General features: G+C 65.9%; 20 protein-coding genes and 3 tRNA genes. 11 read left to right on the top strand and 12 right to left on the bottom strand.

What is annotated here, in order from left to right; genetic code table 11:
• Positions 1-13: 13 nt before the first annotated feature.
• From BKA03_RS01560 to BKA03_RS01575, 4 genes are read left to right on the top strand one after another with little or no spacing between them, the layout of a single operon-like run.
• Positions 14-892 (top strand): branched-chain amino acid ABC transporter permease, encoded by an 879-nt coding sequence (locus BKA03_RS01560; protein WP_062074822.1) that lies wholly within the window; start codon positions 14-16, stop codon positions 890-892.
• The gene (locus tag BKA03_RS01565; protein WP_062074821.1) at positions 889-1,935 is read left to right on the top strand and encodes a branched-chain amino acid ABC transporter permease; all 1,047 of its coding nucleotides are present in this window, start codon (positions 889-891) and stop codon (positions 1,933-1,935) included. The genes BKA03_RS01560 and BKA03_RS01565 overlap by 4 nt, the downstream gene beginning before the upstream one ends.
• Positions 1,932-2,663 carry an ABC transporter ATP-binding protein gene (locus BKA03_RS01570; RefSeq protein ID WP_062074820.1) on the top strand — a complete coding sequence of 244 codons (732 nt, stop codon included), beginning with the start codon at positions 1,932-1,934 and terminating at the stop codon, positions 2,661-2,663. Before BKA03_RS01565 ends, BKA03_RS01570 begins: the two co-directional genes overlap by 4 nt.
• A 19-nt stretch (positions 2,664-2,682) precedes the next feature.
• Entirely contained in the window at positions 2,683-3,495 is an 813-nt protein-coding gene (locus tag BKA03_RS01575; RefSeq protein WP_062074819.1) for an ABC transporter ATP-binding protein, read from the top strand.
• Positions 3,496-3,957: 462 nt separating this feature from the next.
• Here BKA03_RS01575 and BKA03_RS01580 read toward each other — a convergent pair.
• The 3 genes from BKA03_RS01580 to BKA03_RS01590 form a co-directional block, all read right to left on the bottom strand.
• Positions 3,958-4,030 (bottom strand) — tRNA-Phe (locus tag BKA03_RS01580).
• A 78-nt stretch (positions 4,031-4,108) separates the two neighbouring features.
• A tRNA-Asp gene (locus tag BKA03_RS01585) sits at positions 4,109-4,182 on the bottom strand.
• A gap of 55 nt (positions 4,183-4,237) precedes the next feature.
• Positions 4,238-4,310 (bottom strand) — tRNA-Glu (locus BKA03_RS01590).
• Between the two features lie 99 nt (positions 4,311-4,409).
• Here BKA03_RS01590 and BKA03_RS01595 point away from each other — a divergent pair.
• Positions 4,410-4,763, top strand: a complete 354-nt coding sequence (locus BKA03_RS01595; protein WP_062074818.1) for a metallopeptidase family protein — start codon at positions 4,410-4,412, stop codon at positions 4,761-4,763.
• Between the two features lie 179 nt (positions 4,764-4,942).
• Here BKA03_RS01595 and BKA03_RS01600 read toward each other — a convergent pair whose 3' ends face one another.
• The 3 genes from BKA03_RS01600 to galK all read right to left on the bottom strand — a co-directional run bounded on the left by BKA03_RS01600 (position 4,943) and on the right by galK (position 8,629).
• Complete coding sequence (locus BKA03_RS01600) at positions 4,943-6,352, bottom strand: uracil-xanthine permease family protein (RefSeq protein ID WP_062074817.1); 1,410 nt, start codon at positions 6,350-6,352, stop codon at positions 4,943-4,945.
• 134 nt (positions 6,353-6,486) lie between these two features.
• Entirely contained in the window at positions 6,487-7,461 is a 975-nt protein-coding gene (gene galE / locus BKA03_RS01605; protein WP_062074816.1) for a UDP-glucose 4-epimerase GalE, read from the bottom strand.
• Positions 7,462-7,465: 4 nt separating this feature from the next.
• Entirely contained in the window at positions 7,466-8,629 is a 1,164-nt protein-coding gene (galK, locus tag BKA03_RS01610; protein ID WP_062074815.1) for a galactokinase, read from the bottom strand.
• Between the two features lie 319 nt (positions 8,630-8,948).
• Between galK and BKA03_RS01615 the strand changes: the two genes are divergently transcribed.
• The 4 genes from BKA03_RS01615 to mmsB all read left to right on the top strand — a co-directional run bounded on the left by BKA03_RS01615 (position 8,949) and on the right by mmsB (position 14,241).
• Complete coding sequence (locus tag BKA03_RS01615; protein WP_062074814.1) at positions 8,949-9,986, top strand: LacI family DNA-binding transcriptional regulator; 1,038 nt, start codon at positions 8,949-8,951, stop codon at positions 9,984-9,986.
• Between the two features lie 155 nt (positions 9,987-10,141).
• Positions 10,142-11,308, top strand: coding sequence for a multiple monosaccharide ABC transporter substrate-binding protein (chvE, locus tag BKA03_RS01620; protein WP_062074813.1), 1,167 nt, complete (start codon positions 10,142-10,144; stop codon positions 11,306-11,308).
• A gap of 139 nt (positions 11,309-11,447) precedes the next feature.
• Positions 11,448-12,989 carry a multiple monosaccharide ABC transporter ATP-binding protein gene (gene mmsA, locus BKA03_RS01625; protein ID WP_062074941.1) on the top strand — a complete coding sequence of 514 codons (1,542 nt, stop codon included), beginning with the start codon at positions 11,448-11,450 and terminating at the stop codon, positions 12,987-12,989.
• A 91-nt stretch (positions 12,990-13,080) separates the two neighbouring features.
• Entirely contained in the window at positions 13,081-14,241 is a 1,161-nt protein-coding gene (gene mmsB / locus BKA03_RS01630; protein ID WP_062074940.1) for a multiple monosaccharide ABC transporter permease, read from the top strand.
• A gap of 97 nt (positions 14,242-14,338) precedes the next feature.
• Here mmsB and BKA03_RS01635 read toward each other — a convergent pair whose 3' ends face one another.
• Entirely contained in the window at positions 14,339-15,109 is a 771-nt protein-coding gene (locus BKA03_RS01635) for an SDR family NAD(P)-dependent oxidoreductase (RefSeq protein ID WP_062074812.1), read from the bottom strand.
• Positions 15,110-15,198: 89 nt separating this feature from the next.
• Here BKA03_RS01635 and BKA03_RS01640 point away from each other — a divergent pair, with 89 nt between their 5' ends.
• Positions 15,199-15,687 (top strand): beta-class carbonic anhydrase, encoded by a 489-nt coding sequence (locus tag BKA03_RS01640; RefSeq protein ID WP_062074811.1) that lies wholly within the window; start codon positions 15,199-15,201, stop codon positions 15,685-15,687.
• 62 nt (positions 15,688-15,749) lie between these two features.
• Entirely contained in the window at positions 15,750-15,947 is a 198-nt protein-coding gene (locus tag BKA03_RS01645; protein ID WP_062074810.1) for a hypothetical protein, read from the top strand.
• Between the two features lie 10 nt (positions 15,948-15,957).
• Here BKA03_RS01645 and BKA03_RS01650 read toward each other — a convergent pair whose 3' ends face one another.
• The 5 genes from BKA03_RS01650 to BKA03_RS01670 form a co-directional block, all read right to left on the bottom strand.
• Entirely contained in the window at positions 15,958-18,384 is a 2,427-nt protein-coding gene (locus tag BKA03_RS01650) for a beta-glucosidase (RefSeq protein WP_062074809.1), read from the bottom strand.
• Between the two features lie 149 nt (positions 18,385-18,533).
• On the bottom strand, positions 18,534-19,835 hold the full coding sequence (locus BKA03_RS01655; RefSeq protein ID WP_062074808.1) for an MFS transporter: 1,302 nt from the start codon (positions 19,833-19,835) through the stop codon (positions 18,534-18,536).
• Between the two features lie 129 nt (positions 19,836-19,964).
• The gene (locus tag BKA03_RS01660) at positions 19,965-21,323 is read right to left on the bottom strand and encodes a permease prefix domain 1-containing protein (protein ID WP_062074807.1); all 1,359 of its coding nucleotides are present in this window, start codon (positions 21,321-21,323) and stop codon (positions 19,965-19,967) included.
• On the bottom strand, positions 21,320-21,682 hold the full coding sequence (locus BKA03_RS01665; RefSeq protein WP_062074806.1) for a PadR family transcriptional regulator: 363 nt from the start codon (positions 21,680-21,682) through the stop codon (positions 21,320-21,322). Before BKA03_RS01665 ends, BKA03_RS01660 begins: the two co-directional genes overlap by 4 nt.
• A 146-nt stretch (positions 21,683-21,828) precedes the next feature.
• The gene (locus tag BKA03_RS01670; RefSeq protein ID WP_062074805.1) at positions 21,829-22,677 is read right to left on the bottom strand and encodes an aldo/keto reductase; all 849 of its coding nucleotides are present in this window, start codon (positions 22,675-22,677) and stop codon (positions 21,829-21,831) included.
• Positions 22,678-22,687 lie beyond the last annotated feature (10 nt).

The raw sequence follows: 22,687 nt of genomic DNA on the forward strand, positions 1-22,687 counted from the left end.
GGGAACTATCACCGTGCATTCACTGATCCAGGCACTCATTCTGGGAATTCTGACCAGCGGCGTGTACGCGCTCATGGCCAGCGGACAGACTCTCATCTTCGGAATCATGAAGGTCATCAACCTTGCCCAGGGCGCGCTCGTCGTGCTCTCCGCGTACCTGAGCTACAGCCTTCTGACCAACTGGGGAATCGATCCGTTCCTATCCATCGTCATCACGACTCCCGTGCTCTTCGGGCTCGGAGTCGCGATCCAATGGACGCTCTTGCGTCCACTGCACCGGGATGACGCTGCAGAGCTCTCTCTGCTGGTCACGTTCGCCGTCGCGCTCGGTCTGGAAGGCTTGCTTTCCGCGACCTACAGCACGACGTACCGATCGATCCAGCCGGGTTATGAGAACTTCAGTTGGACAGTGCTCGGCTATCAAGTGAACGCGGTACGGCTGTTTGCATTCGTTCTGTCCCTCGTAATGCTTGCGGCCCTGTATTTCTTGCTCCAACGCACCAAGTTCGGACGTGCAGTCCGCGCAACGGTGCAAAACCCGATGGCAGCGCAGCTGCTCGGGGTCAATTCACGGGTCGTCGCGGCGTTGGGTTTTGGACTCGGCGCCGCGACGGCGGCCGCGGCGGGCGCCGTGTTCGGGATCATCACGCCATTCAATTCGGGAAGCCACTATGACCTCATCAGCAGATTGCTCACGATCGTCGTCCTTGGCGGTCTCGGGAGCATCGGCGGCTCGATCATCGCGGCTCTCGTGATGGGTACCGGTACCGCGCTCGTCTCGGCCCTGGCCTCGCCGATCTGGTCGGACTTCACGTTCTTTGTGGTCCTCCTACTCGTGCTGTTGCTCCGTCCGCGCGGCCTGTTTGGCGCAAAGACTCGGGGCGCACTGTGACCCGGGCCGGCCTCATCAGGGCCGTGGTCTTCTTCGGGTTGCTACTCGCCGTTCCCTACGGGATCGGGCCGCAGTGGATCATGAACCTGTTGATCTTCTCGGTCATGTACGCGGGATTGGCGAGTTCATGGAACCTCGTCGGCGGTTACGCAGGCTATCCATCGCTCGGGCACGCGGCGTTCTTCGGAGTCGGCGCCTACTCGGTCGCCCTGATCTTCCACGACAGCGTCGGAAACGGGTACACGCCGTTCTTCGTGCTCCCGCTGATCGGAATCGGCGCGGCACTGCTGAGTGTGCCGGTCGGCTGGATCGCGATGCGCACTCGAGCCGACGTCTTCGCGATCGTCACGATCACGCTCCTGTTTGTCGCGCAGGCCCTCGCCTACAACTTGCGGACGCTCACCGGCGGCGCGCAGGGCATCGGAGTGGCCGTTCCTCCGTTCCCAATCGAGACCTACACATGGCCGTTCTACTACGCGATGCTGGCGTTGCTCGCGGTCGCCATGGGGATCTCCTTCTACTTCCGGCGCTCCAAGATCGGACTCTCGCTTTCCGCGGTGCGCGCCGACGAGGACAAGGCGCACGGTGTCGGCGTGCAGGTGGTGCCGGTGAAGGTGCTCGCGTTTGCGGTCAGCGTCGGCATCACGGCGATGATTGGTGGAGTGTGGGCCTTCTACATCGGGTTCATCTACCCGGGCTTCGCCGTGGACCCGCTGATCACGATCGGAATGGTCCTGATGACCTTCCTCGGTGGCCGCGCCACCCTGTGGGGCCCCGTCATCGGTGCCTTTATCCTCGTGCCGGCGCAACAGATCTTCGCCTATAAGTTGGGGGCGAGCCAGTTCTACCTGCTCGCGTATGCCGCAATCTTCCTGACGATCATGCTCCTGCTGCCGCGCGGCATCCTGCCGACGATCAGCGAGAGGCTAAGACTCTGGCGCTTGCGAAAACTTGGGGATCAGTTAGCACCCGGGGTTGCTCAGGCGAAGGACGAGCCCGCCGATACAGAATCGAGAACGGCGAAAGTGGGGGAGGCCCGATGAGCGCGTTGCTTGAGGTTGCCGGATTGACCAAGCGATTCGGCGGAGTCACCGCGGTCGACAACTGCTCCTTCTCGGTCGAGAAGGGCACCATCACCGCACTGATCGGTCCGAACGGATCGGGCAAGACAACCGCCTTCAACATGATTACGGGATATCTCAAGGCGGACGCAGGCACGATGCGGTTCAACGGCCACGACGTGGCGAAGCCGAACCCTGCCAAGCTGTACCGCTCGGGACTCTCCCGCACCTTCCAGCAGGCCAGGATCTTCCCTGAGCTGTCGGTGCGCGAGAACCTCGTGGTGGCCTCCGGCTTCAGTTGGGGCGACCTATTCGGAATGCGGGTGTCGAAGAGCGATCGGGCGGCGGCGAACGAGATGCTCGAGGAGTTTCGGCTCGATGCGCTCGCCGACCTGCGGGCCGCCGACCTCTCCTACGGTCAGCGCAAGCTGCTTGAGTTCGCGGCCGTGCTCATGAGCAGTCCGAAGTTGGTCCTGCTTGACGAGCCCACTGCCGGCGTGAACCCCGTCATGATCGACACGATGGAGCGACATGTTCGGGCGCGCCATGCGGAGGGTGTCACCTTCCTCATCGTCGAGCACGACATGCAACTCGTGATGCGGCTGTGCGACCCGGTGATCGTGCTCGACAACGGAGCACCGATCGCGACAGGGAAGCCCGCGGACGTTCAGTCCAATCCCCTAGTTCTCGACGCGTACCTCGGTGCCTGAGATGGATGGAGCAATCACCATGGCAGAGATCGTTGCGGACTCCGCCGCGGCTTCAGGGGGCGATGAGTCGACGATTCTCCGACTCAAGGGCGTCACGGCTGGCTATGGCGCCGGTCTGATCCTCAAGGGCGTCGACCTCACCGTGCCGACCGGCACGATCGTGTGCCTCATCGGCCCAAACGGCGCGGGGAAGTCCACGGTGCTCAAGACCATCAGCGGTTTGCTCCGTCCCGAGGATGGTCAAGTGCTGTTTCGCGGCGAAGACATCAGTCGGCTCTCCTCGCGGGAGCGGCTTGATCGTGGCGTCGTCCATGTGCCGCAAGACCGCAGCCTGTTTCCAGGGATGTCCGTGTGGGAGAACGTGGTGATGGGTGCCTTCATCCTCAAGGACCAGGCGCTCATTCGCAGCCGAATGGAGCAGGTCTCGACGCTGTTCCCGATCGTTGCGGAGCGGAAGAATGCGGCTGCGGGATCGCTCTCTGGCGGCGAGCAGAAGCAGGTCGAGCTTGCTCGCTCGCTCATGCTTGACCCCGCCTTGATCCTGCTGGATGAGCCGTCGATCGGCCTCGACCCGAAGGCACGCAAGTCGGTCTTCGAGAGCATCACGCAACTCGCGGCCGACGGCAGGAGCGTGCTGCTCGTCGAGCAGAATGCGCGCTCGGGGCTCGCGGTCGCGCATCATGCGGCTGTGCTCGAAGCGGGCAGGGTCGCCCTCACGGGAACGGGAGAGCAGTTGCTCACCGACCCAGAGGTCGCTCGCCTGTATCTCGGTGCCAATGCCGTAGCGGCTGTCTCCACGGACTCCCCGTCCGAGAGTGCGCCCCAGGGTTAGCCCCTCCGTCGAGGATCGGTGGCGGGCCGGCCCTGGCCGGGTTCGATGAGCGCGCCCATGGCGCGCGGAGTGGTCGCGCCCGCGGACCGGAGTCACCGTGTGGCACAACCAGGGACGGAATCCGGTGCCGACGAGTCGGGGTGGCTCGAGAGTCGAGATCGCGTCTTTCGCCGATGAACTCCGTCGGACCTCCCGCGGGCTCGGTCCCTCACGAACCGGGCCCAGATACTTGCTGCCGCATCACGGCTCGACGCCGCCGCCGTCGTGACGCGCGCCCCCTATTCGTCGGTATTGCCGCACGCGGCGGCGCCGACCGTCGTGGGGCAGTCCGACGTTGTCTGGGCGAAGCCATCCCCGCCGCGCACGAAGGCACTCTCCAAAGTCGTTGGAGGCCACGCGGAAATGGCAAATGACGGGACTTTGCACCGGGGTAGAACGGATCTTCGATCCGCGTAGACGAGGTGGCTCCGACGGGCGTCGATCCCGTGACCTCACGAGTTTCAGTCGTGCGCTCTACCAACTGAGCTACAGAGCCGTGCGAGGAACGGCATCGGCGAGAGACCGAACCTCACTGAGACGAATGCCCCTCTCGAAAGAGGGGCATTCATACCCGCGACCCTGACGGGACTTGAACCCGCGACCTCCGCCGTGACAGGGCGGCGCGCTAACCAACTGCGCTACAGGGCCTTATGGTCTCCGGGGAGACCAGGAAAAAGTGTAAACCATGTCCGGTGAACCGGAGTACCCCCAACGGGATTCGAACCCGTGCTACCGCCGTGAAAGGGCGGCGTCCTAGGCCGCTAGACGATGGGGGCGTGGCCAATGAAAATTGCCTGGGTGACCATGATAGGGGCCCGCGGCGGTGCCGGTCCACTTGCGTCGCCGCGACCGCGACGGACCGCCACAATGGACTCATGGTGCAGATGTCGCGCGAGGACTTCGAGCAAGCCGTAGACGACGCCATCGATCGCGTGCCAGCGGAGCTGCTCGACCTGGTCGACAACGTGGTGATACTCATCGAGGACGACTCTCCCGGCGGTGATCCGGAGCTTCTTGGCCTGTATGACGGGGTCTCGCTCACGGACAGGGGGAGCGACTGGGGGTTCGGTGAACTTCCCGACCGCATCTTCATCTATCGCAACCCCACGCTCGCGATATGCGACACGGTCGACGAGGTGAGGGACGAGGTCGCGGTCACGGTGGTGCATGAGATCGCGCACCACTTTGGAATCGACGACGAACGGCTCCACGCGCTCGGCTGGGACTGACGAACGCCCCATCCCGCTCGTAGTGGGTCACCACGTACCCGCTGGCTCCTCGCGGGTGCCCCAGTGGGTCACCACGTACCCGCTGGCTCCTCGCGGGTGCCCCAGTGGGTCACCACGTACCCGCCGACGCCAGAACGCCGCGCCCCCTGCGGTAGGGAACGCGGCGTCCGATGGAGGTCTTACCTCTTCTTGATGGGAGGCTTGACCGTCGGCTTACCAGCGGCGGCCCTTACCGCTACGACGTCGGCCTCAACGAGCGCCGGTGAGGTGGGCAGCTGGTCCTGAGTGCCGCGCACCTTGGCAACCCACGAGAGTCCGTGGTAGATCACGAGAGCCGCGATCGTGCCGAGCGCGATGCCCTCGAACACCATCGAGCCCCAGTGGGCCGTGTAGTTGGCCGTTCCCACGATCAGCGCCACTGCGGCCGTCACGAGGTTCACGGGGTGAGAGAAGTTCACGCCATTTTGGACCCAGATGCGGGCGCCCAGGACGGCGATCAGGCCGAACAGGAGTGTGGCGAGTCCCCCAAGCACACCTACGGGAATCACCGACACGACCGCGCCGAACTTCGGCACGAGGCTCAGAACGAGGGCGAAGGCTGCGGCCACCCAGTAGGCGAGCGTGGAGTACACCCGGGTCGCAGCCATCACGCCGATGTTCTCGGCGTACGTGGTGGTGCCCGAGCCGCCGCCGAGGCCCGCGATGGTCGTCGCGACACCGTCCGCAAAGAGCGCGCGGCCAGTGACAGCGTCCAGGTTCCTGTCCGTCATTGCCGCGACGGACTTCACGTGGCCGATGTTCTCGGCGATGAGCACGATCACCACGGGGACGAAGGCGACCAACACCGAGCCGTCGAAGCTCGGGTGGTGGTAGGCCGGCAGGCCGAACCAGTGGGCGGCGCCGACGACGTCGCCAGCGCCCTTCCACTCGCCCCGGATGGCGGCAAACAGAGAACCGATCACCGCGCCAGCAAGAATGGCAATGCGGCCCAGGAAGCCCTTGGAGATCACCATGAGCAGCAGCACCGCCGCAAGCGTCACCAAGGCCGTCCATGGGCTGGCATCCCACATCCCCTTGGCGGTGGTAGCGAGGTTGAGACCGATGAGCGCCACGATGGTACCTGTGACGGCGGGGGGCATAATCTTCTGAATCCAGCCGCCGCCAAGGGCGTTCACAAGTGCGCCAACCACAGCGAGCAGCAGGCCAGCCAGCAGGATGCCGCCAAGACCCTTACCGATGGTCGCGGCGTCGAGGGGGGCGTTGGCGGCAGTCACGCCCGCAGCGGCGAGCGGCGCGATGAACGCGAAGCTCGAGCCGAGGTACGACGGCACCTTGTTGCCCGTGATCGTGAGGAAGAGTGCCGTGCCGATTGCGCTGAAGAAGAGGGTGGTAGCTGCGGGCATCCCCGTGATCGCCGGGACGAGCAGGGTCGAGCCCATCATGGCGAGCACGTGCTGCGCGCCGATCCCGATGGTGCGGGGGTAGGAGAGGCGCTCGTCGGGCGCTACGGCCTTCCCAACGCCGACGCGCTTGCCGTTGCCGTGGACCTGCCAACTAAAAAAGCTACTGAGCTTGTCAAGAGTTGCCATTGAGGGGGTTCCTTCGCCTTTGAGTAATCCCTAGCCGGGCTTGCCAGTGCACCCGGTCGTTTCGAACTCTAGGGGCAGAAGGTCCCTGGTGGAATAGGTAGCTGGTCCCCGTGTCGCGGGAAGCACTCAAGACGTCAGGGACGCGCGCTCCATGCGCTCATTGCCATGTCCCTCAAGGAGTGGCGTGTTGCCCAGTCGAGGTCGCGAGCGGCGAGGGTGCCATCGGCGACGATGCGGGCGGGGTCGCCCTCGCGACGCGGGCCGATCACGGGCTCCGCAGTGGATCCCGCCGCGCGTTGAAGGGCGTCGACGAGCTCGCGAACGGACGACCCCTCTCCGGATCCCAGGTTGTACACCGGCGCCAAGGCTTCGCCTGCGGCAAGCTTGCGGGCCGCCACGACGTGCGCGGCGGCGATGTCGCTCACGTGCACGTAGTCCCTCACGCACGTGCCGTCGGGAGTCGCGTAGTCGATGCCGTTGATCCGTGGCGCCTGGCCGGCCGCGAGAGCGGCAATGACCTTGGGGAACAGGTTGTGGGGCGAGGCGTCGTAGATGCCGTCATCGCCGGAGCCCACCACGTTGAAGTAACGCAAGCTGGTCGCTACCAGGGGAGCCTCGGTGCTGGCGGTGGCACGAACCTGATCCCGGATGAGCCATTCTCCGATGAGCTTGGACTCTCCGTAGGGAGACTCGGGGGAGGTGGCGGTGTCCTCGGTGACCCGCTCGACGGGCGGCGTACCGTAGACCCCAGCCGAGGACGAGAACACCAGGCGGGAAACGGCCGCACGCGCCATCGCGTCGAGCAGGCTCTCCGTTCCGGTGACGTTCTGCCTATAGGTGTGAAGCGGACGCGCCACCGACTCTCCGGCGTACTTGAATCCCGCGCAGTGGATGACGCCGTCGATCGCATGCTCGCGCAGGGCGTCGGCGACCGCCTCGGTATCGAGTACCGAGGCGCGCACGAAGGGCACGCCGTCGGGGACGAACTTCGCAATCCCCGAGGAGAGGTCGTCGAGCACCACGGGAGTCATCCCCGCAGCGGCCAGGGCCCGAACAATGTGCGCACCGATGTACCCGGCGCCGCCGGTCACCATCCACCGTGAGGTCATCCGCTCATCCTTGCTCGTCGTGTCGCGCTCCGTCAGATGGTCTCACGCCGAAGATGTGCGGGGCCTGCATCGACCTTGAGTCGAGCGCCTCGGTCACGGCCGCCGCGATGTCGTCCCATTTTGCAGTGGGGACCAACGCGATCGACGCGCCGCCGAACCCGCCCCCTGTGAGGCGGGCACCGAGCGCCCCGGCCTCGACGGCCACGTCGACGGCCACGTCGATCTCGGGCACGGAGATCTCGAAGTCGTCGCGCATCGAAGCGTGAGAACCGAGCATGAGGTCGCCGATGGCGGTGGGCCCCAGGGTGCCGAGCGCGCGTACCGTGTCGAGCACCCTCTCGTTCTCGGTCACGACGTGGCGGACGCGCCGGAAGACACGGTCGGATAGGACGGCCTTTGCCCGCGGCAGGTCGGCAGGGCTGAGCGCGCGCAGCGTGGCGACTCCGAGTTCGGTGGCGCCCCTTTCACAGTCGGCCCGGCGCTCCTTGTAGCCGCCCGTCGCATGTGCGTGCTCGACCTTGGAGTCCATCACCATGATGGACAGTCCCGCCGCGGCAAGTCCGAGTTCCACTGTCTGAACCTCGCGGGATTGACAGTCGAGCAGTACCGCGTGGTCCTCGACCCCGAAGAGCGAGGCGGTCTGGTCCATGATTCCGGTGGGTGCGCCGACGGCGACGTTTTCCGCCCGCTGGCACGCGAGCACAAGTTCCATCGGCTCGAGGCCAAGGCCCCACAGCTCGTTGAGAGCGACGGCAACCGCGCACTCGATCGCCGCCGATGACGACAAGCCCGCGCCGATGGGAACGTCGGAAGCGATCGCGAGGTCGCAGCCCAGGAGGCGATCCGCGAGTCCCTTGCTGACGGCGACTTCGCGCAGAGCCCACGCGACTCCCAGGGGGTACGCCGACCATCCATCGAGGCCATCCGGAGTAAGCGAGGCGACTTTGACACACACGACTTCCGGTGAATGGGTGGACGCGACGCGGATGGAACCATCGTCTGTGACCTTGACCGCGCACTCAGTGCGGCGATCGATCGCAAAGGGCAGCACCAAGCCGTCGTTGTAGTCAGTGTGCTCGCCGACAAGGTTAACGCGCCCTGGAGCCGACCACGTTCCGTCGGGATATGAGCCAAACGCCGCGGCGTGGGCTTCAACTGACGTGGTCATGAATGTCCTCGTTGCAGATCGCGCTTCCCGAACATCGTGCCTGGTTGATGCCGAGAATGGAAGTCTCGACAGGGGCAGGACAGACGGCGTACCGTGTCGCGGTTCTCATGCGCCGCATCGTTGCTGTGCGCCATTGCCCAGGCCCCATTCTCAGATAGTCCGCGCCAGCGCACCATCATTCATCGAAGTGTTTCTTCGACTGATGTTATCGTGAACATTGGTCAGGTGTGGCCCGTTCTTTCGCGGCAAAGGTGGCGGGTTCTCGCATCGGCGCGAAGAGGCCGGCCGCATTCGCATCAATGGTGAGCGGAGGTTTCGGATGGCGGTACCGCGTTCGGCGCGCGTGCCCAAGGCGGAGCGCGCACCAAGCATGCACGACGTTGCCACTCGCGCCGGGGTGTCGCACCAGACCGTTTCGCGGGTCCTCAACGGCTTTGCCGGAGTCAGGCCCGGAACCAAGGCCGACGTCTTGGCGGCCATCGGGGAGCTCGGCTACCGCCGCAACAACGCCGCGCGCAGTCTTGTGCTTGGCCGTTCCCACGCCATCGGCGTTTTGGTCCCCAACGGGCCCAACTTCGGGCCGACTTCGAGCCTGTACGCGGTGGAGCGAGCGATCAGGGAGGCGGGCTTTCAGCCGCTCGTGACCGTCACGCCAGAGGACACGCAGTCCGTTCTGGGCGCGCTCGACTTTCTCTTCGACCACGCGGTCGAGGCGCTCGTGGTCATGGCGTCCGTGCGCAACTTTTTGGCCGCGATCGACGCGTACGACGCTGGGGTGCCCGTCGCGTACCTGCTGACTGGAGACGAACGCGCACCGTGGTCGGTGTCCGTCAACCAGGGGGAGGGCGTCGCGTTGGCGATTGCGCACCTGGTAAGCCACGGTCACGAGAGGATCCAGCACTTGGCCGGTCCTTTGACGTCCACCGAGGCGCTGCTGCGCGTGGAGGCGATCGGCGTCGAGTATGAACGCCACGGACTGGCGCCTCTTCCGACGCTGTATGGGGACTGGACGCCGTTGTCTGGCTATGAGCTCGCCGACCAGCTGGATCCGTCGACCACCGCGGTCTTTTGCGGAAACGACCAGATGGCCATGGGTTTGATTCACGCACTGGTCGATGCTGGACTTCGCATCCCGGCCGACATGTCGGTCGTTGGCTTCGACGACATCCCGGAGTCTGCGTTCATCCTGCCGCCCCTCACCACCATCAAACAGGACTTTCCTGCGGTGGGTGAGCTGGCCGTCGAACTGCTCGTTGCCGCCATCAGCGGCCACGAACTGCCGGACACGACGCCACTTTCCGCCGAGTTGATTGTGCGAGCGTCCGTCGCCGCCCCGAGGGCGTCCGCACGCCGTTAGCGGTTCGCGCTGGACCTTTCCAGCGTTTGTTGTGGCCAAGATGCGCCTTAACCGAATCGTGACCCCGGCGCGATTGACACCGTGATGTGAACGTGAACATAATTCGAGAACCACCATTCTCACGGCTCACGTGGGGTGGATCTCAAGGAGGAGATATGAAAGCGAAGCAGCTCTACGCTGTGGCTGCCGCAGGCGTGATTGCGCTGGCGCTCGCCGCTTGTAGCGGTTCGGGAGCCGGTACCACGACCACGTCGGCCGCCCCCGCAACGAATAGCGCGGCTCCCGCCGCCGGCGGCCTCATCGGCGTCGCAATGCCTACCGAAACCTCGTCGCGCTGGATTGCCGACGGCAAGGCCGTCAAGTCCGGCCTCGAAGGCCTGGGATACAAGGTTGACCTTGAGTACGCGGGCGACGACATTCCCACGCAGTCCCAGCAGATCGACAAGATGATTCTCAACGGCGCCAAGGTGCTGATCATCGCCGCCATCGATGGCACCGCGCTGTCGACTCAGCTTGACGCCGCCGCCAAGGCCGGCATCAAGGTCATCGCGTACGACCGACTCATTCGTGACTCGGCCAACGTTGACTTCTACGTGTCGTTTGACAACTACAAGGTGGGCGTCCAGCAGGCGACCTCGCTGCTCGTCGGCCTCGGGCTGCTCAAGGAAGACGGCTCGAAGGGCACTGCCACCGGTCCGTTCAACATCGAACTGTTCGCTGGTTCGCTCGATGACAACAACGCGGCCTTCTTCTTCAACGGCGCGGTCGACACCCTCAAGCCCTACATCGATGCGAAGACGCTCGTCGTGAAGTCGGGTCAGACCGCCATCGAACAGGTCGCTACTCTGCGCTGGGACCAGGCGACCGCTCAGGCCCGCATGGACAACCTGCTGACGTCGACCTACGCCGACGGAACCAAGGTTGACGGCGTGCTGTCGCCCTACGACGGCATCTCGCGCGGCATCATCACGTCGCTCCAGAACGGTGGCTACAAGGGCACTGTCGGCAACGGCTTCCCAGTCGTCACCGGTCAGGACTCCGAGATTGACTCGGTCAAGCTCATTGCCGACGGCGTGCAGTTCTCGTCGATCTTCAAGGACACCCGCAAGCTCGCCGAACAGGCCGTGACGGCCACGCAGGCTTACCTCACGGGCAAGGAGCCGGTCGCGAACGACACCAAGTCGTACAACAATGGCGTCAAGGTTGTCCCGTCCTTCCTGCTTCAGTCGGACATCGTGTACAAGGACACGATCACGCCGCTGCTGGTGGACTCGGGCTACTGGACCGCCGCTGAGGTCGCTTCTGGAGTTGCTGCAGGCTAAGACCGCTCGTCTGTTCGTTCCGGTACCGGGTGCGCTTTGGCCCGGTACCGGAACGGCGCCACCCCCACGGCCCAAGCAATACGGCCCCGACCCACACGAACCGACCAACGGAGGTAGGCACGTGTCCACCATCCTCGAGATGCGTGACATCACCAAGACTTTCCCCGGCGTGCTTGCCCTGTCTCACGTCAGCATGAAGGTCGAAGAAGGCGAAATCCACGCGATCTGCGGCGAAAACGGCGCAGGCAAGTCGACCCTGATGAAGGTGCTCTCAGGCGTCTACCCACACGGCAGTTACGACGGTGAGATCGAGTTCGAGGGCAACATCGTCAAGTTCAATTCGCTCAACGACTCCGAGCGCGCTGGCGTCGTCATCATTCACCAGGAACTCGCGCTCATCCCGCGCCTCACGATCGCCGAAAACATCTTTCTTGGCAACGAGCGACGCAACGCCGTGGGCCTCATCGACTGGAACCGCGCCAATCACGAGGCGACCGAACTGATGAAGCAGGTCGGGTTGTACGAGAACCCGATGACGCCCATCAACCAGCTCGGAGTCGGCAAGCAGCAGCTCATCGAGATCGCCAAGGCGCTCTCGAAGGAGGTGAAGCTCCTCATCCTCGACGAGCCCACCGCGGCACTCAACGACACGGACTCCGCGCACTTGCTCGACCTGTTGCGTTCCCTTAAGGCGCGCGGCATCACGAGCATCATGATTTCGCACAAGCTCAACGAGATCGAGGCCATCGCCGACACCACCACGGTGATCCGTGATGGTAAAACGATCGAGCACCTCGACATGTCGGACCCGGACGCTGACCAGGACCGCATCATTCGCGGGATGGTGGGTCGCGACCTCAAGCACCGCTACCCGGAGCGCACGCCGCACATCGGCGAAGAGCTCTTCCGGGTCGAGGACTGGAGCGTGTATCACCCCACCCAGCAGGACCGCATCGTCGTCGACAACGCCTCCTTCTTTGTGAGGGCAGGCGAGGTGGTGGGACTCGCAGGTCTCATGGGAGCCGGTCGCACGGAACTCGCCATGAGCGTGTTCGGCCGTGCATATGGTCGCGCGCACTCGGGACGCATCTTCAAGAACGGCAAGGAGTTGCGGCTGCGTTCCGTGTCAGACGCGATCGCCAACGGGATCGCGTACGTCACGGAGGACCGCAAGCGCTTCGGACTCAACCTGATCGAGGACGTGCGACGCAACATCTCCGGGGCCGCGCTGGGCAAGATGTCCAAGCGAGGCTTCGTCAACGGCAACGAGGAGATCAAGGTCGCCGAGGATTACCGCACGTCGATGAACATCAAGACCCCGTCGGTCATGAAGGTCGTGGGTCAGCTCTCGGGCGGCAACCAGCAGAAGGTCGTGTTGTCCAAGTGGATCTACACGGACGCCGACGTGGTGATTCTCGACGAACCCACGCGCGGCATCGACGTGGGTGCCAAGTATGAGATCTACACGATCGTCAATCGCCTGGCTGCCGAGGGCAAGGCGGTCATCGTGATCTCCTCTGAGTTGCCGGAACTGCTCGGCACGTGCGATCGCATCTACACCATCGCCTTCGGGCGAGTCACCGGGGTTCTCGACGTCGCCGACGCGACTCAGGAGTCCCTCATGAAGCTCATGACCCAAGAACGAACATCCGCGCGCTCGGGCGCCGGAGAAAAGGAGTAGGCGACCCATGTCGGACAACGCCAACCCGAACGACACGGCGACGATGAGCGTCACCGCATCGCCCCTGGCAGACCCTGGCTCTCACGAAAGCATGGGCAATCGCCTCGTGGGCAACCTGCGCGAAAGCGGAATCGTCCTGGCCTTCGTGGCCATCGTCGCGCTGTTCACCTTCCTGACTCACGGCAAGCTGCTGGTCGCGGACAACATCACGAACGTCGTGCTGCAGTACTCCTACATCCTGGTGCTCGCCATCGGCATGGTGATCGTCATCATCGGCGGCCACATCGACCTGTCGGTGGGTGCCGTGGTGGCGCTCACGGGCGGCCTCTCCGCGGTGCTCGTCATCAAGGACGGGCATCCATGGTGGGTCGGCGTGCTCGCGGCCATAGGCGTGGGCCTCCTCGTGGGCGTGTGGCAAGGGTTCTGGGTCGCGTTCGTTGGGATACCGGCGTTCATCACGACTCTTGCAGGCATGCTCCTCTTCCGCGGCTTGGCGTGGGGGGTGCTTCACAACGTGTCGCTGTCGGGCTTCCCGAAGCCCTACCAGGACATCGGAAATGGCTTCTTCAATGGCGTCATGGGCGGCAACGGCTACGACCTCTTCACGCTTGTCGTCTTCGCCATTGCGCTTGTTGGCTACGCCTTTGGTTCCTACCGTGCTCGTCGCGCCCGCATGGCCTACAACCAGCCGGTGGCCTCGATACCGGTATTCGCTCTCAAGGTCCTGGCCGTGTCGGCCGTAGTCATGTGGTTCGCGTGGCAACTCGCCCACGCCCGCGGGCTTCCGTACGTCCTGATCATCCTCGGCAGCTTGGTGATAATCTACACGGTGGTCACGACTCGCACGGTGTTCGGCCGCCACGTGTACGCGATCGGTGGCAACCTCGCTGCCGCGACACTTTCGGGCGTCAAGGTCAAGTGGGTCAACTTCGGCATCATGCTCAACATGGGCTTCCTCTCCGGTGTGGCTGGCGTGTTGTTCTCGGCCCGCCTCAATAGCGCCCAGCCGAACGCAGGAACCGGGTTCGAGCTCGACGCGATCGCTGCATGCTTCATCGGCGGTGCGGCCGTGACGGGCGGCGTCGGTCGTGTGACCGGCGCGATCGTCGGTGGTCTCGTCATGGCGGTGCTGTCAAACGGCATGCTGCTGATGGGCGAGCCTCTGGGCACCCAGCAGATCGTCAAGGGCCTCGTCCTTGTCGCGGCAGTGGCGTTCGACGTGATCAACAAGCGCCGCGCAGGTACGAGGTAGCGAATAGCCGCCCCGCTTAGCAACGGGCCCGTATCGCGCTTTTGCGCCGATGCGGGCCCGTTGCCTTGTCGCCACCGTCACTGGACGGGCGCTTGCGTTAGGGCAGAGGGATGCCCGTGAGCCTCTCGAGTTCGGCCACGAGCGCCGCGCGCGCGGCGGCGTCCCGGCCGCTGGGGTTGGGCTCGTGGACCTCGCGGCGCTTCACGTAGCGGCCCGATGCGGTGGCGGCAGGGTCGTCGGAAGTGGCTAGCCACACTTGGGTCTCGGCGCCGAGCTCGACGGGGTCGGGGGCCTGGGGGCCACCCATGTTGGTCTTGATCCAGCCGGGGTCGACGGCGTTCACGATGGCCTCTGGGTGCCGGGCCGCCACCTCGAAAGCGAGCATGAGGTCGTGGAGTTTGGAGTCCGAGTAGGCCTTCATCCCGTTCCAGTCGCGGGAGGACCACTGGAGGTCATCCGGCTCCCACGTGCCGTCGGCCTCAAGGCCGGAGGTGAGGTAGATGAGGCGCGAGGGAACCGGCATGAGCGCCGTGAGAATGTAGGGCGCCACCACGTTGATGTGGAAGATGCGCTCGAGTCCGTCGGCGGTGAGGGCTCGTCCCGCGACCCCGCCGCCAACTCCCGCATTGTGGATGATGACGTCGTACGGGCCCAGGTCGTTCGCGGCGGCTGCGAGCGCCGTCGTGGACTCGAGGCTGTCGAACTCGCCCACTGCCACGCCCGCGGCCTCGGGAAAGTCGTGCCTTGCGGCGTCGTCGCGGGAGGCGTCGCGCGCGTGAAGGACGACGTCGTGGCGGAGGCCGATCAGCTGCCTCGCGGTCTCGGCGCCGATGCCCCTGGTAGAGCCGGTGATGAAGATGCGTGCCATGAGGGTCTCCTTGGGTGGATGGCGAAACGAGCACATCGAAACGTTTCGAGAAGGTCAGGATAACCGTATCGCCAGGTACCGTAGGCCGCATGGGTATCACCGACGAACTCCTGGTCCACAACGCGGCATACGCGGCCCAGTACATTCCTGACCGCCCGCTGGCGCCCGCGCGTCAGCTCGCCGTCGTGGCGTGCATGGACTCGCGACTCGACACCTTCGCGATGCTAGGGCTCGACATCGGCGACGCACACATCATCAGGAACGCGGGCGGAGTGGTGACGGATGACGTGATCCGTTCCCTCACGATCTCCCAGCGCAAGCTCGGAACTCGCGAGATCATCCTGATCCACCACACCGATTGCGGCGCGCTGACCTTCACCGACGACGAGTTGCGCAACGAGCTTCTCGAGGAGACCGGACTCAAGCCCACGTGGAGCCCCGAAAGCTTTACGAACCTTGACGCCGATCTCAAGCAGTCGATGACGCGAGTTCAGCGGTGCCCGTTCTTGGCGGATGCGACGCAGCTCAGGGGCTTCATCTTCGATGTGCACACGGGGCAGCTCCGCGAGGTTCAGTAGTTCAGAGTCGCGTGATCCCGCGAACGGTGTACCTACCCTGGTGCGAACGGAAGGCCGGGCGAATGGGCACGAGCGGCACGAACGACATCGGCGACGTGCCCCCAGCTCACCTCATGCGCGCGATCGCGGCGGCGGCCGCTGGCTACGAGGCGATCAGTAACTGGCACGTCGCCTACCCGGGCAGCAATGGCTTTGTCGACGCCGATGTGGATGTCATCGTCGGCTTCGTGTCTGACGTTCTCGAGGCCGGGCGGGCCTAGCGGGTCGCCTTCAGGGCAGACGTCGCCAGGCGCGCGGCCCCGCGAGCACGTTGAGGGTGCCGATGATCGCGCCAAGCCCGCGTAGCGTGACGCGACCCTCCGAGCCGGCCGCGATGCCGCGCAAGGAAATGCCATCCGCGTAGGCGTCCGCGGTGGTCTGGTTGACGTCGTCCGTGTCGACGCCCATCGCCTTCGATATCGCGCGCAGCAACTGTTGCCTCAGGAGGCGACCCGCCCACGTCAGGAGCAGGTCGGCGACGGTGGACTCGCGGTTGAAGGGAAGCAGTGGGCGCGGCGTCGGCGCTGGGCGTCCCAGCAGTGCCTCCCACTCCGCATCACTCGCAACCGGCCCCGCAAGGAAGGGCATCGGCGTCAGCCGATCGCCGCTCTTGATGCTCACCACCGTCGTGCCGCGCACGTCGACCGAGGAGGCGCTCACCCTGATCTCGTAGTCACCCGCCTCGACCGCCCACCGTGCGGATGACGCGTCGTAGACGGCGAACGCCCGCTCATCCAGTTCGACGGTGGTCGTGGCTGTCTCGCCCGGCTCGAGGGTGAGCGACGCGAAACCCTTGAGTTCCTGGGCGGGGCGCTGAATCGCAGATGCGAGCGCGTGAACATAGACCTGGACCACCGCGGTTCCGGCTCTCTTGCCGGTGTTCGTCACGGGGACGGTCACGGTGGCTGCCCGGCCGGTCAGTGCCGCCCTTGGCGCCCCGAACTCGAACGTCGCATATCCCAGCCCGTGACCAAAGGCGAAGCGCGCGGGCACCCCCCACGTGTCGTGGAAGCGGTAGCCCACGTTGAGGGCCTCGCGGTGTTCCACCTGGGTGGGATGCGTCGCGAAGTTGGCGTGCGAGGGGAGGTCCTCGACGCGCGTCGGGATGGACTCGGCCAGGCGTCCGCTGGGTTCCGCGGCGCCGAGAATGATGTCGATCAGCGCCTCTCCCGATGCCTGTCCTCCCAGGTAGGACAGCAATACCGCGGCCGGAAGTTCCGCCCAATCCATGTGGACGGGGGCGCCAGCGGACACGGCGACGATGGTGCGCGGGTTTGCGGCGGCGACCGCCTCGATGAGGCGGACCTGGCCCTGGGGGAGGTCGAGGTGGGTGCGATCCAGGCCCTCGGTCTCGGAGGTCGCTGGCAGGCCCACCATGAGGAGCACGGCCGATGCTCCGGTGGCGGCGGCTACGGCATCGGCCACCAGGGCGTCGTTTGTTTCGCCCGTGGACGCGTCGTAGCCGAGGGCGAAAGTGACCTCGGCGCCTCGCTCGGCACAAGCGTCGAGCGCGGTCGTGACGCGGGTCGCGTTGACAAGCGAGCTACCCGCTCCCTGAAAGCGCGGCGTCCGGGCGAACGCGCCGATGACGGCCAGCCCGTCGGCGCTGTCGAGGGGGAGGGTGCCGTTGTTGGTGAGCAGGACGGTGCTCGCGGCGGCCACCCGGCGCGCGAGGTCGTGATGAGTAGCGGCCTGGTGAGGGTCGGCGTGGTGAGAATCGAGGTCGAGCGGGTGGGCCTCGTCGGCGTCGGCCGCGCGGGCCTCACGCGCCTCGCCTGCGCGCAGTGCGAAACCGATGACCCGGGCGCACGCCTCGTCAACGAGAGACTCGTCGAGAGCGTCGGAACGTACGGCGTCGATCACCTGGGTGTCCCAGGTCCCGTGGCTGCTTGGCATCTCGAGGTCGAGGCCGGCCCTCACGCCCGCGACCCTGTCGGAGACGGCGAGCCAATCGGAAATGAGGAGACCGTCAAAGCCGAACTCGGTGCGCAATTTCTCGCGAGCGAGCCGGACGGATTCGCCCACGTGCTCGCCGTTGACCCTGTTATAGCTCGACATCACGGCCCACGGCCGCGACTCGCGCGCGGCGATCTCGAAGCCCGTGAGGTACAACTCGCGCAGCGTCCGCTCGTCCACGATCGTGTCGACGCGGAACCGGTCGGACTCCTGGCTGTTGACCGCGTAATGCTTGAGGCAGGCCCCTACTCCTTGGCCCTGGATGCCGCGCACCATCGCGCCTGCCATGCGCCCGCTGATCAGCGGGTCCTCGGAGAAGTACTCGAAGTTGCGCCCGCCCGCGGGGTGCCTCTTGATGTTGAGGCCGGGGCCAAGCAGCAGCGCGACGTCGGCCGTCACGCACTCACGGCCAAGGGCGACGCCCACCTCCTCGGCGAGCGCGGGACTCCACGTCGAGGCGAGGGCCGACGCGGTGGGGAAGCACGTGGCGGGCACGGACGCGAACATGCCGATGTTGTCGCTCGAGGCGTCTTGCTTGCGCAGCCCATGGGGGCCATCGGTCATCATCACCGACGGCACGTCGTGTTCTGGCAGCGGCTCGGTGGTCCAGAAGTCGCGGCCCGACAAGAGGCGCACCTTGGTGGCGAGGTCCAGTTCGGCGACGATGCCGACGGCCCTTCGCTCGCGCTCGGTAACGGTCACGGGTTCCTCCTGGGGCGCGGCGGCACGACGAATTCTCTGAGCCTCACTGTAGTGATCGGGGTTGCCGTCCCGTAAGCGAGCAGTCCCGTAAGCGAGCAGTCCCGTAAGCGAACCGTCCCGTAAGCGAGCCAGTGCTCGAATAGGTGCGACTATCGGGTGCGACGTGCCTTGCGTTGCGCCAAGGCGTCCCTCACGGGAGGAATGATCACGCCATCGGCCGCCCAGTCGGCGCGCGCCTGCTTGCGATTTCTCAGGATGCCCATCACGCCCACCGCCCACGGCAGCGCGAGCGACGCGAAAGCCAGTCGGTACGCGTGCAGGTCGTAGTTGCCATCGGGTGCAGCCAACTGCAGCACGAGCCCGATGAGGCCCACCGCCGCGATGGTCGACACGAAGCCGCCGGTATTGACCCTGCCGTTCGCCGCGCCCAGGTGATCGTGGTCGGCGAACGTGCGCGCGTAGTCGAGGCCAACGAGCGACACGGGGCCCCCGGCGGCGATGACGGCGACGAAGACCACGAGTTGCCACATCGGCCGCGGGGTCGACTGCAAGAGCAGGGCCGTCCACGCCACGGCGGTGATCCCGGCAAAGGTCAGTACCAGCCAGGAGCGTCTCAAGGGGTGCCTGGCGGTCGCGGTGCCCACCAAGGGGCTCACCGCAAACTTGCTGAGCGTGAGCACGGTGAGCAAGACGCTCGCCTCCGCGGGGCTGCGACCTTGGGCCGTGATGAAGAACGGCACGCCCCATAACAGGGCGATGGTGTTCGCCGAAAACAGCGCGGTGAAGTGCGTCCAGAAGCCGAGCCTCACCCCGGCCTTGGAGACGGTTCCGCGCGCTCGCACCTCGGACAACGCGGCCGAGCCGGCCCTATCCGCATCGGTCGGCGCGCGCACGCCAGACACGAGCGCGGCCGCCACGACGCCAAGACCGGCCAGCGTCAGGAACGTGGGTGACCAGCCCTGCGCGTGCAACAGCCACGCGACGGGAATGGCGGTGGTGAGCTGTCCCAGTTGGCCGATCTGTGCCGTGAGTTGCACCATCATCGGCGCCCTTCGGGGAGGGAACCAGTGCGCCACTAGGCGCGAAGCGGTGATGAAGATGGGGGCGTCCCCCGCGCCGATCAGGACGCGCGCGATGAGCGCGACCTTGTAATCGTGGTTGACGGCCAGGAGCGCCTGGCCCCCGGCCATGAGAAGTGAGCCCGCGACCATCATCGTGCGCGGGCCCCACTTGTCGAGCAGCCGTCCCGCGGGAGGTTGTAGTGCCGCGTACGTCGCAATTTGTGCGATGGACAGCGCGGCCAACCCCGTGGCACCAATGTGGAAGCGGGCGAGGGCCTCGACTCCCGCCACGCCCAGCGCGGTGCGGTGCACGATCGCGATCAGGTACGCGGCCCCCGCGGCGGCGAAGACCAGCCACGCACGGCGGGTGGTGCGGGTGGGTGCGGTCACGGTCTTCCTCGGGTCGCTACGCGGCACGGCTCGGTCGAGCGCGCGTCGTGGAACGGCGCCGCCACGATGCGTGCCTCGGGGCAAAGCCTAGGCCCGCCGGTCATCGCCACGGATGGGCCTATGGCCCGCCTACGTCTTGAGGAGTGAGAACGCGGGTGGTAGCACCACGATCACGACGAGCACCCACACCCCGTAGACCGGCAAAAGCGCCGTTTGCCAGCGTTCGAGCCGCAGCACGGCCCCACCTTCGTCCCGCGTTACGCGGATGAGAAGCCACGCGCTCACCGCGAGGTTGGCCAGCAGGATCAGGTTGGCCCCGAGCACCACGGTGCGGTTAAAGGTCCAGCCGCCGTCGCCGATGCGCGTCACGATGTTGACGAGCGCGAGAAGGTCTAGCGCGAGCGCCCCCGTCACGAGTGCCACCTGCAGCCAGTCGAACCAGCCGGTACGGGCATCGTCCGACCTGGCAGTGAGGCTGTAGAGGACAAGTCCGGCCGCGAGCACCAGGATCGCGTTGCAGACCGCGAGCAGATTCCTGTCGAGATTGAGAATGTTCCCCGACGCGAGCACGACCACCAGGAGCACGCCGAAGGTGAGGGTGAAGAGGGGAGTGAAGACGCGTGCGAGCACGGGCGCCATGTTCTCGATCACCGAGCGCTTCGCCTCGACCAGCCACGTGGCGATCACGGCGGCGCCGCCGACGCCGCACGGAAGGATCCACTCGGTGAGGACCGTGGCGGGATCCACCCCCGCCGCCGATGCGACGAGGGCGCTGATCCCCATGAGCACTCCGCCGCCCAGCGCCAGCAGCGTCATGTAGATGACCCACTCGCCCGTGAACCTCACGAAGTCCATGCGGCCTTCCGTGGTGCGCCAGCGGTCGCCCGCGTACGCGAGGCCGACGAGCAGCCACGCGGCCACCGGAACGTGAAGCATCGTCGAGATGAAGGCGTCCCCTCCGGCGCGGAGCGGATACATGAGCGCAAGCGCCGCGAGAGCGGCCATGCCACCCGCGACCGCGGCGGTCAGCGTGCGTCCAGGAGCGTTGCGCCATAAGAGGTAGGCGACGACGGCTGCCAGGCCGATGACACCCGCGGCCCGCGCGTACGACTCGCCCGCCCAGCCGTTGATGTCGCCGAAGAGGGGCAGCCGCACGAGCGCTGCGCCGGCGACGGCGAAGAGCACGGCGGGGAGCCATCCGCTTGCGCGTGCGCCTCGAGCCTCGTCCTCCGAGGCGCCGAGCACGAGTTGCTTCCACAGCCGTTTGGAGTTTTCGCGAGCGAATTCGTGCGCGATGTCGTCCTGGCTGCCCAGGCGCTTCATGGCGACAAGGAAGGCCTCGTCGTCGCTGAGTCCCGCGGCCGTGAGCGACTCGATGTGGCCGCGGAGGTGGTCCTCAAGCTCGTCGACGTCGGTCGTGGTGACGGTGGCGCGGCGCTCCATGTGCGCGCGCCACAGGTCGATCTGGGTGTCGAGTGCGTCGGTCATGCGAAGGCCCCCGAGGGTCCGAAGTCGAGCTTGATGGCGGTCCAGGCTCCCTCGAGCGCGGTCGACACCGTGCGCCACTGCGCTTGGTGACCCGCGAGGGCGGCGCGCCCGTCGGCCGTGAGCCGGTAGTACTTGCGCTTACGCCCGGATTCGGAGGCTCCCCATGTTCCCTCGATGTGGCCTTGGCGTTCGAGGCGGTGCAGGAGTGGGTAGAGGAGTCCCTCTGTCCATTCGAGCTGGCCCGCCGAGAGCTCGGCGACGCGCTTGATGATCGCGTAGCCGTAACTGTCGGCCTCGGCGAGGATCGTGAGCACGAGCGGGGTTGCGCTCGCGGCCACGAGGTCCTTGGGGATGTCCATGCCGCCTCCTCCCGCGACCCGAGCGGTCACCTAGAGCAAGTATGCATAGCAGTTTTAGGTATGTCAATGCGGCGAGGCGCACGTGTCAACGCGCGCGAACAGTGCCCTGCGCTGAGAGTTTGGGGTTGGGTAGCCGCGCCGTGCGCCTACATCTCCTCGTGGGTGGCGGGGTCGGCGCCAAAGAGCCTGCCGTCGGGCTGGTCGAGCGCCGTAATCGCCGCCATCTCGGCATCGCCGAGCTGGAAGCCGAACACGTCAAGATTGTCCACCTGGCGCTGCGGTGTGGAGGACTTGGGGATGGGCAGGTTGCCCAATTGGACCTGCCAACGAAGCACCACCTGGGCGGGGCTGACGCCGTGGGCCGCCGCGGCATCGGCGACCGCGGCCGTGGCATAGGGGGCGTTGCGCTTGCCGAGGGGACTCCACGATTCGGTAAGAATTCCAAGGCGAGCATGCTCGGCGCGCATCTGTTTCTGAACGAAGAGTGGGTGCAACTCGATCTGGTTGAGAACGGGGGTGACACCCGTGTCCGCGATGATCTCGGCGAGGAGCGGCGCCGTAAAGTTGGAGACGCCGATGCTGCGCGCGATGCCCTGCTTCTGCAGTTCGACCAGACCGCGCCACGCGCCGAGGTACTTTCCCGTGGTCGGGTTGGGCCAGTGGATCAGCAGCACGTCGATCTGGTCGAGGCCCAGCCGCGCCGCAGACTCGAAGCCCGATTTGATCGCGCGAGCGGTCTCGTGGTGGCGTCCGGGGAGTTTGGTCTGGACCGTGAGTGCCTCGCGAGGAGTACCCGACTCACGCAAGAAGTCGCGCACCGCCTTCCCCACCGTGCCCTCGTTCTCGTAGTTCACGGCCGAGTCGATGAGCCGGTAGCCGGCATCGAGAGCGGAACGGATGGCGCGGTAGCCGTCCGCGCCCACGAGGGGATACGTCCCAAAGCCAATCGCGGGAATCGTGTGGCCATCGTTCAGGTTGTGGGTAGGGATGCTCATGAACCCAGGC

The sequence above is a fragment of the Demequina lutea genome (assembly GCF_013409005.1).
Classification (GTDB): Bacteria; Actinomycetota; Actinomycetes; order Actinomycetales; family Demequinaceae; genus Demequina; species Demequina lutea.